The organism is Planctopirus sp. SH287 (assembly GCF_056500625.1).
The window spans coordinates 3,549,968-3,569,015 of the sequence record NZ_CM151403.1 but is presented as its reverse complement, the minus strand read 5'-3'; the positions used below and the strand labels follow the sequence as shown (position 1 = coordinate 3,569,015).

At 53.5% G+C, this 19,048-nt stretch carries 11 protein-coding genes and 1 other RNA gene; 9 read left to right on the top strand and 3 right to left on the bottom strand.

Going from position 1 to position 19,048, the window contains the following annotated elements; all coding sequences use genetic code 11:
• The first annotated feature begins 216 nt into the window (after nucleotides 1-216).
• From ffs to SH287x_RS13225, 8 genes are all read left to right on the top strand, one after another.
• Nucleotides 217-313, top strand: an RNA gene (gene ffs, locus SH287x_RS13260) — signal recognition particle sRNA small type.
• A 285-nt stretch (nucleotides 314-598) separates the two neighbouring features.
• Nucleotides 599-2,818 (top strand): DNA polymerase III subunit gamma/tau, encoded by a 2,220-nt coding sequence (gene dnaX / locus SH287x_RS13255; RefSeq protein ID WP_479514791.1) that lies wholly within the window; start codon nucleotides 599-601, stop codon nucleotides 2,816-2,818.
• A gap of 41 nt (nucleotides 2,819-2,859) precedes the next feature.
• Nucleotides 2,860-3,201: a YbaB/EbfC family nucleoid-associated protein gene (locus SH287x_RS13250; protein ID WP_479514790.1), complete on the top strand. Its 342-nt coding sequence runs from the start codon at nucleotides 2,860-2,862 to the stop codon at nucleotides 3,199-3,201.
• A 65-nt stretch (nucleotides 3,202-3,266) separates the two neighbouring features.
• Nucleotides 3,267-3,890, top strand: coding sequence for a recombination mediator RecR (recR, locus tag SH287x_RS13245; protein WP_479514789.1), 624 nt, complete (start codon nucleotides 3,267-3,269; stop codon nucleotides 3,888-3,890).
• Between the two features lie 433 nt (nucleotides 3,891-4,323).
• Nucleotides 4,324-5,811 (top strand): RNA polymerase factor sigma-54, encoded by a 1,488-nt coding sequence (rpoN, locus tag SH287x_RS13240; protein ID WP_479514788.1) that lies wholly within the window; start codon nucleotides 4,324-4,326, stop codon nucleotides 5,809-5,811.
• Between the two features lie 399 nt (nucleotides 5,812-6,210).
• A complete protein-coding gene (locus SH287x_RS13235; RefSeq protein WP_479514787.1) occupies nucleotides 6,211-7,272 on the top strand; it encodes a hypothetical protein in 1,062 nt (353 codons plus the stop codon).
• Nucleotides 7,273-7,606: 334 nt separating this feature from the next.
• On the top strand, nucleotides 7,607-8,800 hold the full coding sequence (gene hemW, locus SH287x_RS13230) for a radical SAM family heme chaperone HemW (RefSeq protein WP_479514786.1): 1,194 nt from the start codon (nucleotides 7,607-7,609) through the stop codon (nucleotides 8,798-8,800).
• Nucleotides 8,801-9,113: 313 nt separating this feature from the next.
• Nucleotides 9,114-10,478, top strand: a complete 1,365-nt coding sequence (locus tag SH287x_RS13225) for a linear amide C-N hydrolase (protein WP_479514785.1) — start codon at nucleotides 9,114-9,116, stop codon at nucleotides 10,476-10,478.
• Nucleotides 10,479-10,614: 136 nt separating this feature from the next.
• Here SH287x_RS13225 and SH287x_RS13220 read toward each other — a convergent pair whose 3' ends face one another.
• The 3 genes from SH287x_RS13220 to SH287x_RS13210 all read right to left on the bottom strand — a co-directional run bounded on the left by SH287x_RS13220 (nucleotide 10,615) and on the right by SH287x_RS13210 (nucleotide 15,063).
• Nucleotides 10,615-12,168 (bottom strand): sulfatase, encoded by a 1,554-nt coding sequence (locus SH287x_RS13220; RefSeq protein WP_479514784.1) that lies wholly within the window; start codon nucleotides 12,166-12,168, stop codon nucleotides 10,615-10,617.
• A gap of 203 nt (nucleotides 12,169-12,371) precedes the next feature.
• A complete protein-coding gene (locus tag SH287x_RS13215) occupies nucleotides 12,372-12,839 on the bottom strand; it encodes a hypothetical protein (protein ID WP_479518709.1) in 468 nt (155 codons plus the stop codon).
• Between the two features lie 88 nt (nucleotides 12,840-12,927).
• Nucleotides 12,928-15,063 carry a prenyltransferase/squalene oxidase repeat-containing protein gene (locus SH287x_RS13210; RefSeq protein WP_479514783.1) on the bottom strand — a complete coding sequence of 712 codons (2,136 nt, stop codon included), beginning with the start codon at nucleotides 15,061-15,063 and terminating at the stop codon, nucleotides 12,928-12,930.
• A gap of 518 nt (nucleotides 15,064-15,581) precedes the next feature.
• On the opposite strand from SH287x_RS13210, the gene SH287x_RS13205 reads away from it, so the two are divergent.
• Nucleotides 15,582-19,001 (top strand): PVC-type heme-binding CxxCH protein, encoded by a 3,420-nt coding sequence (locus SH287x_RS13205; protein ID WP_479514781.1) that lies wholly within the window; start codon nucleotides 15,582-15,584, stop codon nucleotides 18,999-19,001.
• Nucleotides 19,002-19,048: the final 47 nt, after the last annotated feature.

The window sequence follows — 19,048 nt, the reverse complement described above, 5'->3', positions numbered from 1 at the left end:
CCGCAAGAGTTTCATCCCTTCGCCCTCTCTTTGAGGGATATGGACTGACACCAGTTTTTTGCCAGACCTGTACAAAATGCCAGCCTCTGTGTAAAATGAGAATCAAATGGTGTGATTGATGCCACGAGGTGAGTGGGAGTCTTCACAAAGTGGCGGGTTCCTTGCAATCCAACGGTATGGCCGATTACAACTATTGCTGAATGTGGGGGGCGAAAAGCTGCCTCCGACTGCGGTGAGGCCGTGTGAACCGGGTCAGGTCCGAAAGGAAGCAGCCCTAAACATCAGGTTTTCAGGTGCAGAAGGGGGCAGCTTTCCGCCTCCCTTTTTCGTTTGATGGCGCCTTTCGTTTGATAACTGCAGTTCGTCAGGCAGAGGCTGGCGCCTGTTCAGTTGCTCTGGCCGTCGTTTCGCCCGCTCTGTGATGGCTATCTCAGGCAGAGTGGCTGAGTTTGATCTGCTGCAATTGGCGTCATTCTCCTGCGGATTGTTGCCATGTTGTCGGCGATGTCCGATGATCTGTGTCAAAACCTGATCTCGGGGTCTTCCCGACAGGTTCAAGAGATCTCAGATCGACAGGCGTGCTCAACGCAGAGGCGAAATGAACACCGAAAATTACACGGTTCTGGCCCGTCGTTTCCGGCCACAAACCTTCAGTGAAGTGGTGGGACAGGATCGCATCGCGCAAACACTTCGCAATGCCATCCTTGAAGGACGGGTGGCGCACGCCTATCTCTTCACTGGTGCCCGTGGTGTGGGCAAGACGTCGATGGCCCGTATTTTTGCCAAGGCCCTCAATTGTCCTCAAGCCGTTGATGCTGTCCCCTGCAATGAATGCGAAATCTGTACTGCTGTTTCTGCGGGGCAGGATGTCGATGTTTCCGAGATCGACGGTGCGTCAAATCGCGGGATCGACGACATTCGATCCCTGCGCGCTAACGTGAACGTCAAGTCGATGAGAACCAGGTACAAGGTTTACATCATCGACGAAGTTCACATGCTCACGAAAGAAGCGTTCAACGCCCTGCTCAAGACGCTTGAAGAGCCTCCCGCTGGTGTCAAGTTTATCTTCTGCACCACTGAACCCAACAAGCTGCCCGATACGATTCTCTCACGTTGCCAGCGATTTGATTTCGGCACCGTGAATATCGAGAGCATCGGCGAACGTTTACGACAGATTGCCTCGACCGAAGGTTTTACGGTCGATGACGCTGCCATTGAACTGGTTTCCCGTCGGGCCAATGGCTCGATGCGAGACAGCCAGTCGTTGTTCGATCAAGTGCTGGCGTTCGGCAGTCAGCATGTGACAGTCAACGATGTCCACCGACTTCTGGGCACCGCCAGCGATGACCGGGTGATTCAACTCGTTCAAGCCATGATTGACCGTAATCAGGCCCTGAGTCTGGAACTGCTGGATGCGTCATTGAATGACGGTGTTCAACTGGATGCGTTCACTGATCAACTGGTTTCCTACTTGCGCGACCTGATGCTGTCGGCTTGTGGGGCACGAGGAATTTCCTTGTTGGGAGTGAGTGAATCATCCCGTGCAACGGTTGAAGCCCAGTCGACAGCCTGGGGATTAAAGACCGCGTCAGCGGCCCTTCAGATTCTGGCTGAGGCCAAGATCAAAATGGCCCGCGCGACCTGGGGACGAGCGATTACCGAATTGGCGATTGTTCGTATCACCTTGCTGGAAGATCTGAGCCGGCTGGACGACCTGATTCTTCGCTTTCAGGGGAAGCCCGCCAGCGACACCAGTTCTTCAGGCCGGCCATTGCCTGCCCCCTCTGCTTCAAGATCACTCCCTGCTCCCGCAATCACCAAAAGTACACAGGTTGCCGCTCCTTCGACGATAATCTTGCAAGAGTCGCCACGTCTTCCGTCAGTGGCAATCATTGACGAATCAGCAGCAGCTCCCATTGAAACTCAGGCAATCAGTGATGGGCCAGAGCCAACAGCTGAGAACGCTTTGAATTCGCAGGAGGCGGATGGCTCGACCACCGCATCCTCGACCGCTGTATCCTCAACCGCTGGATTAGAGGGGTCAGAGCCACTATCAGAATCGCCGGTGAGCGAATCACCAGAAGTGACTGATGCAAAGGAGATTACGTCCGTTGATGCGCCCGTATCTTCCGATGGTTCCGAACCGACATCACAAAGCGAAGAATTGCCACAACAACCGACTGTAAAAGAAGTTGAGTTTGTTTCAGGTCAGGAATCTGCGATTCTCCAGTACCTGTTAAGGCGAAACAGAGATTTGAAGGGGATGTGGCTTCAAAGAGTCTCGAAATGTGCAATTCTTGGGCCGAAACAACTGGAAATTCATATTCCAGCCAACTATGATTTTGAGTTACAGGGTCTTGATCAGCCCCCAATTATCAGTCAACTGGAACAGCAGTTGCTGGAAGCAACCGGAGTACCCGTTGGCCTGAGATTTGTTGCTGTCGAGCCATTAGAAGTGAAACACACGCTGCCCGTTGAGGAAAAGTCTCCTGCTCAAACGCTGGGGACGGGACGGGTCGCAGAAGGAGCGAACTCATCTGAAGGAACGACAGCGGCGGTTATCAGAAGAGACTCCAGCGATGCCTCAAGCCAGGAGAATCGAACCAGCGGCACCGTCAGCGGAGCACAAGTTCCTAAGGCACCGGCTGCCAAAGGTGTGACCCGCACTGTTGAAGATCCGGCGGATCAGTTTGTCAGAACCATTTCGGAAGTGTTTGGAATCAATGCCTGGCGTGTCCAGGAGCGGGAACGTATCGCTGTCGTTGTTGATCCGAGCTTGTCGCCCTCCAGCGATGACGGCCAGGATTCCGACGACTGAGGATGATTCATCACAGGAAACAGATTACAGGGAGCAGACAAATGTTTGGGCAACTGGCAGGACTCGCAGGCAATCTCTGGGCCATGCGCAATCAGGCTGGTGAACTGATGGGAAAATTCCAGAAGCTGCAGGCAGAGCTTGAAGCCCAGCGGTTCAGTGCCCTCTCCGGCCCGGTGCGTGTCGAAGTGAATGGCCTGCTCCAGATGACGGCTTGTGAAATTCGTGCTGGCTATTCCGAAGACGATATCTCTCGGTGTGTGGTCACTGCCACGAACGAGGCGTTGCGCGAAGCTCAGGCAGCGGCAGGCCGGGCAACACAGTCAGTGATGGGCGATCTATCGGCACTTCAGGGGCTACCGGGCGGAAAAGCGGGTTCGGTGTGACCCGTTCTGATGGAAATTCAATTCACAAAACAAGATAAGTCGGAACCGTAACCAAAGGATTGTTGATGCCGCGTATGATGGAACCTGCTCGACACGCCTACGGACAGCATGTGGGGATGCTTGTTCAACAACTGGCATCGTTGCCAGGCATCGGAGCAAAGTCAGCCGAGCGACTGGCGCAGCATCTGTTAGATTGCCCTGAAGAAGAGGCGTTGGAACTGGCGACCGCCATTCGCGATGTCCGCCGCGCCATTCGCCGGTGTTCGGTCTGCCATAACCTGACGGAACAGGAAGTCTGTGATATTTGTCAGGATAGCCGGCGTGATCAGGGTTTGGTCTGCATCGTGGAGCAGCCGCGTGACCTTCTGGCGCTGGAAGCCACGGGGACATTTGGTGGGGTTTATCATGTGCTGGGAGGCCGGATTGCTCCGCTGAGTGGGGTTGGCCCCGACGATTTGAATCTGGCAACGCTTGTTAAACGGGTTAAGTCTGGCCAGATTCGAGAACTGGTGATGGCGACTAATCCCACGTTGGAAGGGGACGGAACAGCCCTTTACATCGTGAATCTTCTCGCCGATGAGCCTGTCAAAGTGACCCGGCTGGCCCGAGGCATTGCCACCGGAAGCGTGCTGGAGTTTGCCAACCGGGAAATGCTTTCAGACGCCTTGCGAGGTCGCCAGAGCTTTTAAGTGGGAAAAGACCAACTCAGTTGAGATTTTTTTGTTTTGGAGAATTTATCAAAGATTCACGCCTGCCGCAGTTCACGACATGGGCTATGCGGCAAACAAGGAAGCCACTCAACTCGATAAAATTGGTGAAGATCGATCACAGTTTGTAAGAAAATGCCAGTAAAGAACGGTAATTCCTAAGAGAACAGGATCGTGGCTTTGAATTTCTCACCTTGGGGATGATTTCAAGAGCAAATCGTACGCCAATGTCGTTTTACAAGTTACATTTGGTCGTATCAACAGGTCGCTTCCCTTTAATCACCCCTTGGGAAACAGGGGTTGAGACGTCTTTCGTTCTGAGTTTATAGAAGTCGCGGAAAGGCTGCCGATCAGTGTTTGATCGTCGTCAGCATGCCGCATAAATGCCGTCTGATCGTCCGCCGGGATCCGCTCGATGCAACTTAATCTCGGTCAACATATGAAAATGAGCCAGCAAATGAGGCTGGCTCCTCGCATGATCCAATCGATGGAGATTCTGCAACTGCCCGTGATGGCATTGCAGGAACGCATCGAACAGGAGTTGTCGGAGAACGTCTGTCTGGAGATGCGTCTGGATGAACCCGACGCGCCCGGCAAGCAGGCCGAGCTGGATCACGCCCGCGAAGAAGCTTTTGATATCCCCACCAGCGCCAAGGAAATGTCTGTTGAAGGAGACGCCAACGGCGAAGCGGCCTTTGAGCGACTACTGGAAATGTCGCAGGACTGGCCTGAAGACAACTACACTTCTGGCAGCAAACCTTCTTCAAATCGTGTCGATGAAGCGGGTGACCGCGCTCACGACATGATCGCCAATATCACGCAGAAGCCGCAGTCCCTTCACGATCATCTGCTGGAGCAGTTTGGCTATTTCTCGATCGCTCGGGAGATTCGGGATTTTGGCGAGTTCCTGATCCAGAATCTTGATCATCACGGACGCCTGCAAAGCCCGCTGAATGACCTCATGCAGCTTTATGGTCGCCATATCCGGGTCGAAGATGCCCAGCAAGCTTTGTCATTGATCCAGAAGCTGGAACCGGCGGGTGTGGGGGCACGTGACGCGAAAGAATGCCTGCTCCTTCAACTGAATGACGACACCCCTTTTCGCGATGTTCTGGCCGTATTGATTGGCCAGCATCTGGAGGATCTTGCTCAGAACCGCCTTCCGTTGATCGAACGAAAAACAGGGTATTCAATCGCTTTGATCAAGGAAGCTTTCAAAGAACTTCAGAAGCTGAATCCTTATCCCGGTGCCGAGTTTGAAGAACGGCCTTCGCAAACGGTCTCGCCGGATTTGTTCCTTGAACAGGACGAAAACGGGAAGTATGTCGTTCGATTGGAAGACGAATACACCCCCAGGCTGAGAATCAGCAAGCGTTATCAGGAACTGATGCGGCAAGGGGCCTCAGATCCCACAACGCGCGAATATATCAAACGAAAAGTCGAATCTGCCAAGTGGTTAATTGAGTCCATTGAGCAGCGGCATAACACGCTCAAACGCGTGGCTCAGGCAATTGTTGATCATCAGATTGATTTTCTGGAGCAAGGCCCCGAATTCATCTGTCCGCTCAAGATGCAGCAGATCGCAGATATTGTGAAAGTTCACGTGACAACCGTGTCCCGCGCGGTCGATGACAAGTGGATTCAGACGCCTCGTGGCCTGTTTCCCCTGAAGCGATTCTTTGGTGGTGGCACGACGACATCCGACGGCGAAGAAGTCGCCTGGCATATCATCCGGCTGAAGCTGAAAGAAATTGTCGACAACGAAGATAAAGACGATCCTCTCAGTGATGACGCACTGGTTGATGAACTGGCGAAGCACGGGTTCAACCTGGCCCGCCGCACTGTGACTAAGTACCGCAAAGCGTTGGATATTCCCTCCAGCCGGCAGCGCCGTTCTTATTAAGCGGCAGGGTGAAATACTCGCGATTCAAACTCCTCGTGCCATGCTTGCCGCTTTGCGTAAGCAGGCCGAACTTGCGTTTGATACTGATTGACATTCGTAATCAGATGCTCACGTCGAGGCATTTCTCTTGAGTGAGGTAAAAACCTCTTACAGTGGACTTGTTCCTATTTTTCTCAAAAAATTTATGGACAAGTAGACAGAAAATGCACAATCTCGACTCTTGGTTGTTGTGGCGACCTTTTTCGCCCTCCCTTCTTGTTCTTTGTTAGTGGAGCTTCCCTTCTGATTTGACAGGTTCAGCAAAGAGTTGCCAGCAGGCCAACGAGCCTGCGGACAAGCTCAACAGCCGGTCAGGAGAGAGTGTTCGTACCACAGGCTCTGTCTTCGAAGGATCCCATCATGTCTCAATTGGTGGCACGTCGACATCGGAAATCGCTTGTTAAAGCGAATGCTCCCCAAGTGACAGCCGATTGGCTGAGTGACGTCTCTTCCTTTGGCTTGCAAGGATTCTTGCGGCAGCCGCTGGAGATTCTCAAAGCGGAATCCATCCAGAACTTAGCCGTATCGCTCGCACTCCGAGGCAACCGGCGGCAGATTCGCGACCCGGAATTTGTTCAGCATGTGATCTCACGGACTCCCGGGATCATGCAGGAATACCGCATCGTCCACCTGATTGAAAAGTCGTTGTGGATTCAGGGGCAGAGTGATCTGGTGATGACACTCACTAAAAACCCCAGTCAGATTCCTGACAACCCACCTCCAGAAGTGATGAATGCAGTCACTAAAGCTTATGGCCAGCATCCGGATGCCACCGTCTGGTTCGGTGTCCCACTCTTCAGTGATCAGGTCAACGGGGCCGGTTTACCAATCCCTGTGACCGCGGAAGAAGTGCGAAATGAGGCCAGAAAGCGGATTGAGACCGCACAACAGCAGGCTCTCCGCTGGGGTTGGCTCTACCGGGCTGTGGCTGGTGTGGCTTCGGTTCCCATGCTGATGCGTGGTCTATTCGCTGCCATCATGGGCCGTATCCGCCATGCTTGCTATGAATTCCAGAAAAACTGGAAACAAGCCCGTCAGGATGCCAAGCTCCGCGCCCGAGCCATGGTCCGGGCTGAGATGGAACATTGCCGGTATGGCTGTTCTTTCACCGAAATTCCGGAGCATTCAACGACGATCGGAAAAATGGGAGAGATGGGTTCAGAAACACTCTTCACCATTGATGGCCTACTGAAGCGATACGCTCCAACATTGGCCGCTGGCTTGGCACCAGGGGGCTTGATTATGCCCGCCATGTTCATCGCCAAGTTAATCCCTCTGCTCACGACGCCAGCGGTCATTATCACGGCTGATCCGTTTCTGTTTATCGAGCTCCCCGAAGAACCTGACAAGCTTCGGCATCTGGCTCATTGGTACTGGCAAGGAGAAACCTACGGCCAGCAGAAGCTTCACCTGCATGTCTAATACGAATCAGAAGGATTGATGCGGCGCAGCAGCAACTTCAGCACGATGAGTCTGTGAGGAATCTTTCAAATCCTTCTCCCTGAGAGAGAAGGTGGCCGCCGGCCGGATGAGGAGCGAGCACGTTTTCATTGGCCTGCGTAGCCATTGATCACACGCTTTCCAGAAAACAACGCGCTATTTCAAGTTGCGATTCAAGATAAGTCTGGTCTTCGCTCAAATTATTCGGTCGTAACGGCTACACTCCGAAGAATTCTGGTTCAGCAAGCAACCAGAAGGATAATCAACATGACGGACAATCAACCCAGACAATGTCCAAGTCCAAAGGGCGTCTTACTTGGATCATTCTCTCAAAGAGACGCTCAACCGCAGCTCGCCAGTGGTCGCCAATAACCCAGTGATCACCAATAACGAGGTTCAGTCAGTCTACGTCCATGTTCCGTTTTGCCGGCATCGTTGTGGCTACTGTGATTTTACACTGATTGCTGGTCGAGATGATCTGATTCCCCGGTATATCCGCGCCATTGAGTTAGAATTACGGGCATGGAGCACGCCTCATCCCGTAGACACCCTCTTCTTTGGCGGCGGTACTCCCACGCATCTTCCAGACGAAGCATTGTCTGAGTTCCTCAAAATTGTGACCACGACCTTTCCCCTGAAGTCATCAGCCGAATTTTCCGTTGAAGCGAACCCGCTTGATCTGACGGAAAACGTCGTGGAAACATTGGCCACTGCTGGCTGCAATCGCATCAGCCTGGGCGTGCAGTCATTCAGCGATCGGCATCTGGCTCTGCTGGAACGTGACCACAAAGGAATCGAAATCCTCCCCATCATTGAGCGGGTGAGGCAGTCGATCCCGAACCTTTCCCTGGATCTGATTTTCGGAGTGCCGGGACAGTCACTGAAAGATTGGGAAAACGATTTGCAAGCCGCCATGGCCTGTGAACCACAGCATATCTCAACCTATGGGCTGACTTTTGAAGAGGGAACAGCGTTCAATACCCGTCGGCAGCGTGGCCAACTGGCTCCGATCGATGAAGGTCTGGAACGTGAGATGTACGCCCTCGGGATACAATTCCTGACCAGACATGGCTACCGCCATTATGAGTTGTCAAACTTTGCCAGGCCCGGTCAGGAGTGTCGACACAATCAGGCTTACTGGAACGGTTCGTCTTATGCAGCGTTCGGGCCGGGGGCTTCCAGCTACTTAAATGGGACTCGCCAGACGAATGTCCGCAGTGTGCTGGGTTACCTCTCCAAAGTTGAGGCGAACGAATCTCTCGTTGTTGATGAAGAAACGCTGGAGCCAGACCACGCCATGCGGGAAGCTATTTACATTGGCTTGCGACGCATTGACGGAATCACGTTCACGGAATTTCATCAGCGATTTGGCGTCTCGTTGAAAGACTTTGCCGCTTCCGCGATTGCCAAGCTTACTGAGCAGGGATTACTTGAAACTGATGAGCGAGGCATTCGTTTGTCACGAGAGGGGATTTTCCTGGCAAATCGGGTGATGGAAGAGTTTCTCTAACTCCAACTGGCTCCACCTCTTGCTTTTCTGCTGCTACAAGCCACCACGAGAACTGTCTCTGTCTCGCAATTTCTTTCCGCTGGGAATTCAGGCAGATTTGCCGGATCAGATAAGCCGGAACGCTGTTCATTCGCGATGACTTTTCTGTGTGAGTCGTGGTTGTCGACAGGGCACCACAAAAAGGCCAGATCTCGACCAGTGGCGGAAGTTTCTATTAGACACACTGATCTTCGCATGGAAGAGTTCCTTGCCTCGGCGACGCAAGACGTTGAGACCGCGGCGGATGCTCTCTCCCCTATTTCACGAGGCTCTCATGGTTCGTCGTTGTCGCGTACTGGCGGCCTTTGCCGCGACACTTTCTCTCATGCTGAGTCCCCTCGCGATGACCTCACAGGCGAAAGCCTGCACGGGTATCACGATCCGGCCCAAAGATGGCTCCATCATCTATGGACGCACGCTGGAATTTGCCTTCGATTTGCAGTCCAAAGTCATCGTGGTTCCCCGCGAGATGGACTATGTGGGAACCACCCCCAGCGGGCAGCCGGGCAAGAAATGGAAAAGTCGTTACGCCGTCACGGGTGCCAACGGGCTTGACCTGCCGATGATCGTTGATGGTTTTAATGAAAAAGGCTTATCCGCAGGACTGTTTTACTTCCCGGGCTTCGCTGGCTATCAAGCCGTGACACCAGAGCAGATGGCCAACTCCATCGCTCCCTGGGAATTGGGCATTTATGTCCTGGGGACATGCGGCACCATTGACGAAGCCAGCGAGGCGATCAAGAACGTCAAGGTCACCAGCGTCGTTCAACCACTGATGGGATTCGTACCGCCGGTTCACTATATCTTTACCGACGCTACTGGCCGCAGCATTGTGGTGGAATATATCGGCGGGGAACTGAAGATTCACGAAAATCTGCTGGGGACGGTCACCAATGCGCCATCCTTTGACTGGCATCTGACCAACCTTGGAAACTACATCAACCTGACTCCACTGGGGAAGTCCTCGATTGAAGTCGGTGAACAGAAAATCAATGCCCTGGGACAGGGAAGTGGCATGCTGGGGCTTCCCGGCGATTTCACCCCGCCCTCACGTTTTGTGCGAGCCGTCGCGTTCTCCAAAAGTGCTCTCCCTGTTGATACGGCTCACGAAGGTGTCCTGCAACTCTTTCATATCCTGAATCAATTCGACATCCCCAAGGGATCTGCCCGTTCGATGGAAGGAGGAAAGGAAGTTTCCGACTACACCCTCTGGACGAGTGCTAACGATCTGAAAAACCTCCGATTCTACTTTCGCACCAATGAGAACAGCCAGATTCGTATGGTGGATCTGAAAAAGATGCCTCTCGATGGAAAGAAAGTCATTTCCTTCTCGATGGAGGGAGAAGAAGAAATTGCCGACCTCACCGCAGCCAGAGGCGTGCCAATGCAGTCATCAGTTCATGGCCAACAGCCAGCAATTTCGACCTCGGGAGTTCTCACACCTCTTAAGTCACCAGAGACCGTGGTCAGCCCTGCGACACCACGGGGAACAGTTGCCGTCCCAGGCACAGCCGTCCCAGGCACAGCCACGCCAGCGACAGCAACATCAGGAACAATGACATTGGCTCCGTCACCACGGCTGCGGCTATTGCCCTGGCCAAGAACCGCGATGCCGGGCGAATCACGCCGCAATCGATAATCCCGTCCCACCGGTCAGGTTTCCAGAAGCCGCTGGCTCACAGAAACCTGACCGTTTTTTGCTATTCCCGTTGACCTTTCGCTGCCTCGTCACGTTTCTGATCTTTTGAGTCTGGTCTGTTGAAAGAGTGCGAAACTCAGGGAAGTTGAGGTTTGATCGTCTGCCCAGAGTCAACCGGGTATTGGGCGCCGCATGCTTCCAGGCGGGAGATCAGCTTTTGCATCATGAGCCGCAGTTCGGCTGGATGAGACTCTGCCAGGTCGTGCTGCTCAGCAGGGTCTTGCTGAAGGTTGAACAACTGATACCGTTTTCCCTCTGAAGCGACGGAAGGCAGATAGTTGTAAATGACCTTCCACTCACCATCCCGATAAGTCGAGAAGTACGAGGAGTTGTGCTGGTGGGGATAATGCATCAGAAACGTTGATGGCCGGGCAGGATCAGCAACACCCGTCAGAAGTCGCTTTAATGAAGTTCCATCCTGCACATGATGTTCTGGACTGGAAACGTCTGTCACGTCCAGAATCGTGGAGAAGAGATCACAGATCGAGGCCACCTGAGGTTGAACAGCACCGGCAGCAATGGGAAGTCGCTGCTGCTGAGGATTTTTCTGATCAGGGCGGCCCCAGGAAGCGATGAAGGGAACTCGCATTCCTCCTTCGTAGCTTGTCCCCTTCTTGCCTCGTAAAGGTGACGAGCTGGAATAGCCATGCTTGTCGCCGCGTGGGGCATCGCTGCCGTTATCACCCAGAAAAATCACCAAGGTGTTTTCAGCCACACCCAGCTTTTCAAGATGATCAAGTACATCCCCCAGCGACCGATCCATTCCTTCGATCAACGTGGCGAACTTATGACTGTTGGGAAATTTGGCATCAGGGGGATAGTGATCGGCAAACCGGGGATCCAGCTGAAAAGGGCTATGAACCGCATAATGTGCCAAGTGCAGAAAAAACGGCTTTTGTTCCTGAACGGCCGACGTGATCTGAGCGTTGGCTTCCCGCGTCAGAGCCTCGGTCAAAAAGAGACCTGAGTCGTGGTATTTTTCGAGATCAGGAACGGCATTGGGGTGAGGCTGGTTCTTTTTCTTCTTGAGCGTGTTGCCGTAATGATCTTGGGAAAGATAGCTGGCGGGATGCCCCATGCCTCCCCCGGCGATATTGATGTCGAAGCCGATGTGCTGCGGAAAACCCGCTTCTCCGGGGGCAAAGTGAGCTTTTCCCACATGAATCGTACGATACCCCTGCTGCTGAAGAAGATGGGGAAGAGTGACGTCGCCATGCTTCAACCCATGCCAGTTCCAGTCACGTGGGCCGTGTGGTGTCGCGTTGTTCTGGCCGGCATGAATCCAGTTGGTCGTATGATGGCGGGCAGCATTCTGGCCCGTCATCAATGAGATCCGCGAAGGCGAGCAGACACTCATCGCGCAGAACTGATTGAAGCGGATCCCCGTGGCGGCCAATCGCTCCATGTTCGGAGTGCGGTAGTAATCGTTTAACGGATGCCGCTGAGGCAGGCCTGTTTTGCCGGTCAGAAAAGGAACGGACGTGTCCATCACCCCCATGTCATCCACCAGAAAGACAACCACATTCGGCCGCGAAGGAGACTCGCCAGCACTGTTTTCCCCAGCGCTGATAAAAGTGACCTGATTGCCACAAGAGGCCAACACCAGCGCCAAAAACAGGAAATTTCGCACGGCAAAACCTCAGCAATACGACAGAGCTATGACAGAAAGCGGAACCAGTGAAATCATCTTCGCCATAAATAACGAAGCAGTTCCCCGTTCTACTTTTTAGCAATTTCTTTGAAGGGAGATCATACTCAAAAACGGTTGGCTCTAAAAAAAATCGCCCCTCAATGGCGATCAAGATTAGTAAACGGCAGGAATCAACTCGGGAATCAGAGCGGCGTTTGCATGAAGAAGTTCAGGCAATCGATGCGAAAACGAAGGTAGCCGATAGGGATCGTCAAAAGACAATAGAACGCCACGACAATGGGTGAACTCCCCGCGGCGAACAGACGCGGCGTGTCGAGATGGTTGTCACCCGTGTACCAGGCAACTGCCAGATAAAGACCATTACTCAGAATGCAGAAGTGAGCCACCATCCAGGCCAGCCGATGACGCAAAATAGAGGCGATCATGACAGGAATGGCAATCCCCAGGAGCGGCCCGCCCCATAACGTGACGAGTGGGTACGGATTCGGATCGAAGTGGCTTTGCGGCAGATGCCAGGGGAGCAGATCGGCAGAATGAAGATGCCCGCCACTCAGCCAACCTGCCAGCAGATGTCCTAACTCATGCGTAAAGGTCATCACCACCCAGCAAACGACAAGCACCAGCACAAATGAAAGTATCCGCAGAAGCATGGCCAAGTTTCGTTCCTCACAGGGACTCAGCGAGGCGTCAACTCCGGGAACAGTGATAGCAAAACATCAGTGACAGGACTTGGCCTGCTTAATGTGACGTAACTGTTGCTTCGACGGAAGAATGACCAGTATTCACCCCTTGAGTTTTTCCTTCGTCTTCCTCGGCTCCGAGTCTTGCAGCAAGTTGCCTGAGCGCCCCCATGGCAAATACCTGAGGATAAAGCTTCTCGAAATACCAGAGTTTCGCGAAATAGAAACCAATCGGCGATGGCTCGCGCCAGGTACCCGCTTCGACTCGCGCGATCAACCAGGCAGCCCCTCGCTCCAGAACGATGCGTGTGGCGGCAAAACGCGATAAGGCAATCAAAGCCAACGACGTTTCCTCCACACTGGTCGGCTCAATCTTCTGACGATCGAGATGAGGAACCCCCGGATCAGTATCTATCGCGGCCGTTCCCGCTCCCCATCCACCATCAGGGTGCTGATGACGAACCAGCCAATCGCACCCGCGAAGTGCCTGAGGTGATGTTTCCAGATCCGCATCGGCATAAGCCATAAGGACACGTGCGGTTCCGTAAAGCGGATTTTCATCGTCCGGATTGTGCTGGTTCCCAAACCATAAGGGGAGCCAGGAACCGTCCTCCCGCTGCATCACTCTCAGAAAATCGAACCCGCGCTGAATGGCATTTCTGAGTTGCCGCCGGGTGAACGATGTGTTTTCACCGAGCAGGCAGCGGTCATCAGCCAGAGGAGAGACGCAGGTGTCATATTTCACCAGTGCCCGAATACAGTGAGCCGTAATGTCGCAGGAACTGCGATCAAACGGGAGTGCTCCCCAACCCCGGCAAAAAGTTGGCCAGCCCCCATCACGGTTCTGTAAATCGATGAGCCATTGAGCTGCTTGATCCAGCGCCCCTTTCACTTCTGGCGTGAAAGGAGATTTTTTATCTGGCACATCGGATGATGGGAACTTTGATGCTTCCTGATGATCCTGTCTCAACTCATCCCGTTCCTGATCTTCCTCCAGTTCCATGAGTGCCAGCATTGCACCAGGGGTGTCGTCGGCATCGGGAACACCTCCTATCAGGTTCGTCCAGGCCCAGCCACCGGGAGCCGCATTCGTGTAAGGATGAATGACACGATACTGCTGTTTCAGTAGCCACTCTCGAAGTTGATGACGTTCATCAGTGGTGAATGCTTCTCGCCCCAGATGATTGACCGCGAGAGTCGTCACCCAGGTGGCGAGGTTCGTATCGATTGGCCAACTGCCATCGGGGCGCACCGAGTCACGAATGAACTGAAGCCCCGCCCGCGTTACGGGGTGTTCAATCCGGCCAACGCTGGCCAGGCACATGGTCACAAAACTTGTGAGCGGGGTCGCTTCAAGGAATCCGCCGCTTTCGGGCTGAATACTGCGGAGCTTTTCCAGTGTTCCGGGAATGGCCGCCCGCCGCACCCACCACCAGGGATTCCAGGTGCGTTGCCGCAAATGCAGTGTCTGACCAATGGCAATCAAAGCGGGCAAAGCATAGCTGACGACAGGAAGCTGAATAACCTGAAAAAAACGATGCGGCAACAAGGCCAGTTCATAAGGAAGCGCGGGGATCTCTGACCACGAGACCAATCCCGCCAGTGCGGCATGTGTCAGGATCGGGACAGAGAACGTATGGTCTTTTCCATATCGCTCATGAATGGCCGCAATGCCACCCGCTTCGTGAACATAACGGTGACTTCTCAGCAAGGCCGTTTTGACACACTCGTCTTGCGCATGAGGCATTGGCAATTGCGTGTAAGTATGCAAGGTGGCGAACGACAGCATGGTCGTACTGATATTCGAAAAGCTTTTGAGCGTATCCCCCCAGCCACCGTCTGGATTTTGGTGATCGATCAGCCACTGGACTCCACGTTCCACAAGTGAGAGGTCATCTGAGGCGGGAAAACTTCCCTTCTTTTTCCGGCAAGCGGAAACATACTGGAGCAAGGCCATGACCGCTGTGGCCGTGGAAAGAGCCGAGGTTGAGAGTTCTCCCTCCCAGTGTCCTCTGGCCTTTGTGGCTAAAGGAATCAATGATTCCGGTGAAGGCAAACTTCGCTCATGCCCCGCTTCAGCCCCACGATCTGAGACAGCGGAGCAATAATCGGGAATGATGAATGCACGCTCCCCCAGCAGCGCCTCACGCACAGCTTGCAAAGCGTGACTAATTCGGGAGATGACCTCGCTCATGGGCGATATTGTGCGATCTTGGCAGGCATTTCGACAGACTCGAAATTCAGGAACACGAAAATTCTGCAAGAAGTCGTCAGAGAAAACTGAGATTTCTTACGTATCGTAACAAGGCGGGACGCTCCCTTTGTCTCCGTCAGGTCTTCGATCGAAGAGTTTGATTGAAAACAAAATGCCAGTGGAATTTGCCAACAATTCATTAGTTAGTAGTTGCTTTGTGGAGCTATTCCTAAGAAACTCATCAACAAACGTAAATCTGATCATTGCTGAATTCTAACCAACTGACGATTTGCCCAGAATGCTTAAGAGAAATCTTACCATACGAGCGTCGTGTCGTTTCTGTTGAGCTTGGAATTCCAATGAAAAGTAATTGCAAAATCATGACTGATTGTGACAGATTTTGGATCAGTATTGTCGTGACACGCATGTTAGCTGATTGACTCTGGTATCTTTGTCGAAAACAGCGTGTTGAAACTCACCTGTGTTCGCTCCTTTGAAATTTGTAGGACAACAGACGCATGAAGTTGGATCACCTCTCTCCCTGGGGCTGCTGGCTCACCCGGTTGACTGCCACCACATTGGGAATTGGAGCCATCTGGGGCTTCGGAGTTTTACCATTTGCAGATTCCACCAGCTTCGGTGTCAGCACAGGGGCCAAAGCCCTGGCTCAAGGCCCCAGCAAGGAACTGGCACAAAAGCTCCTGGCGGTTCCTGCTCGCCCCAAACGCCCTGATCTTCCTCCCAGCCAGCTCCCGCTCGACTTCATTGAAGGCGAACGCGTGGCATTCGTGGGGAACAGTTTCGCTGAGCGAATGAACCTCTTCGGCCACTTTGAAACAATGCTGCACACCCACTTCCCTCAAAAGAAGTTGGTGGTACGCAATTTCGGTCGCCCCGCAGAAGAGGTTGCCATTCACCAGCGATCCAGCGATTACACCAATCTGGATGATCCTCAACTGGCGTTTGGAGCGGACACTTATCTCTGTTTCTTCGGATTTAACGAAGCATTTGTCGGGCTGGAAAACGTCGAGAAGTTCAAAGCCGACTACAAGAAATTCCTGAACGAGACCGCCAAACGATACCCTCGTGACGATATGAAGGCTGCTCCGCGATTCATTCTGGTCACACCAATCGCTTTTGAATCTTCCGGCAGTGCGCTGCAACCCAAGGGAGAGACGGAAAACGCCAACCTTGCCGCTTACGCGCAAGCCGTTAAAGAAGTCGCTGCCGAGCAGAAACTGGCCTGTCTGGATGTTTTTGCTCCGTCCAAGGCGCTCTTTGAAGCTCAGCCCGGTTTGCAACAGACCATCAACGGCTGTCATTTGAATGAGGAAGGCGACCTCGCGGTTGCCAGGCTCCTCTTCAGTGCGGCTTTTGGTGATACCGCATTAAATAAACTGAGTTCGATCAATCAGGAACTGCGAAAAGCCATTAACGATAAATCCTGGATTCACCTTCAGGACTACCGCATGTTGAATGGGTGGTATGTCTATGGGGGACGCCGCACCTTCGACACTGAGACGTTTCCTCGCGAATACGTGAAGATCCGCAATATGGCGGCTGTTCGCGATCAGTATGTCTGGGATCTTGCTGCGGGGAAAACCGTTCCCGAGCCGAACGACGCCGCCACGGGAGAACTGATCGTTCCTCCCACCCGCTTCGGAGAACCACGTCAGGTTTACTCTGAAGCAACTGAACTGCGTTATCTCACTCCCGAGCAATTGATCGAACAGACAAAAGTTCCCGAAGGCTTTGAGATCAAAGCGTTTGCCGATGAAACCATGTTCCCTGAGCTGGCCAAACCGGTTCAACTCAACTTCGACAACAAAGGTCGCCTGTGGGTGTCGTGCATGCCCACATATCCTCAGTGGCAGCCCGGTGACAAGAAGCCGGATGATCGGCTGATTATCCTTGAAGACTCCAACAAAGATGGCAAAGCCGACAAGTGCACGGTCTTTTACGACAAGCTGCAATGTCCCACCGGCTTTGAATTCTGGAACGGTGGCGTGCTGGTTGTCGATCAGCCGCGATTGCTTTGGTTGAAGGATACCGACGGAGATGACAAGGCCGATGTTGTCGTTCATCTCATCGATGGTTGGGCCACTGACGATACTCACCACACCTGCGGTGCGTTTGAATGGTCGAATAGCGGCCAATTGCACATGCTCGAAGGGATCGCCACCAGTACCACTCTGGAAACACCGTGGGGGCCACACCGCAGTCAAGGAGCAGGGGGCGCCTATGTACTCGATCCCCGCACTTTGAAAATTCGGCAGTTTGCTCTGCCCGGCCAATACAACATGTGGTGCTATGTCTTCGATGAATGGGGACAAGGCATCGCCGGCGACGGAACCACAGCGAATCATGCCTGGGACACACCGCTCTCCGGCGCCCAGTTCCGCGGGCGCACAGGACTCAAGTTTGTCTTCAATCAGGAAGGGATGCGTCCGGCCCTGGGTTGTGAATGGCTCGTCAGTCGCCAATTCCCTGACAATGTGCAAAAGCAGTTTACCTATGCCTGCGTGATCAACATGAACGGCCTCCCCCGCTTTACAGTCGGCGATGATGGCGGTGGTTTTGCCGGCAAGCGGATGAAACTGGCCGATGGCAAGCCTGATGATCTCATCCGGTCAACCGACAAGCACTTCCGCCCTGCCGATCCTCAAATTGGGCCAGATGGAGCATTGTGGTTTGGTGATTGGGCGAACGCTCTGATTGGCCACATGCAATACTCTCAGCGCGATCCCAGCCGTGATCATACTCGCGGCCGCATCTACCGCCTGGTGGCTAAAGATCGTCCCCTGTTGGAACCCATCACCCAGCATGGCAAGTCCATTCAGGAATTGCTTGACCAGACCAAGGTCTACGAATGGCGCACGCGTTACCGTGCCCGTAATGAACTAAACAGCCGTGCGACAGAAGATGTTGTTCCCGGTGTCAAAGCCTGGTTAGCCACACTTGACCCGAAATCCGCCGACTTCCCACGCTTGCAGTGCGAAGCGATGTGGGTGCTGGCTGGGCATCATCAGTTGGATCAGGCTCTGGTCAATTCGGTGCTGGCTTCTTCCAGCCCGGAAGCCCGATCTGCTGCTGTTCACATTGTGGCTGACCATCGTGAAGAATTGCCCGATGCGATGGGGCTGCTGGTCAAGGCCTCTCAGGACGAACACCCGCGTGTCCGAACGGAAGCTGCACGTGGCCTGAGCTTCTTTAATGATCCTGCCGCTTCGGCCGCTGTGCTGGCCATGACCGAAAAGCCTGCCGATTACTGGGCGGATTACACCATTCGTCATGCCTTGGCAGCCCATGAACCGCTGTGGCGAGGGGATTATCTCACCGGCAAGATTCCAGCTCCCGAGCGATCCAAAGGGATCGTGACCGAGATTCTCTCGGCTTCAAAATCCGGTGCCGCAGCTTTGCCTTTCATTCAGACTTTATTGAGTGCAGAACTCAAACCTGAAGAAGAACGAAACAAAGCCATGACCGGGCTGGCCGGTCTGTCAGGCGATGTGGGGCGCGGGCGGGAAGTCTTTGTCCGCAACTGCACCGCTTGTCATAAAGTCGGGAACGGTGAAGGTCGCGAATATGGCCCGAATTTGGCCGGGGTTGCCAAGCGGATGAAAGCCACGAAAATTGTGGAATCCATCATCGATCCCAACGCAGAAGTCGATCCGAAATATCGTGCGACGATGCTGATTACCTCCGATGGTGTTGCCGTCTCGGGCCTGCTGGTGAAAGAGGATGACACCACAATCGAAATCTTCGATGGCAAGATCGTTCGCAAGATTGCCAAGGCAGATGTCGAAGAACGTGCTCAACAGAAGATGAGCAGCATGCCTGAAGGGACAGCATCTTCGATCGCACCTTCAGAACTGGTGGATCTGCTCAGCTATCTGAAAGCTCAGGCGCAGGATGTTAAACCCACAACCGGCGGCTAATCGACAACCCTTCTAACGTCATGGACGCTGCGCCGTGTTCATGATTG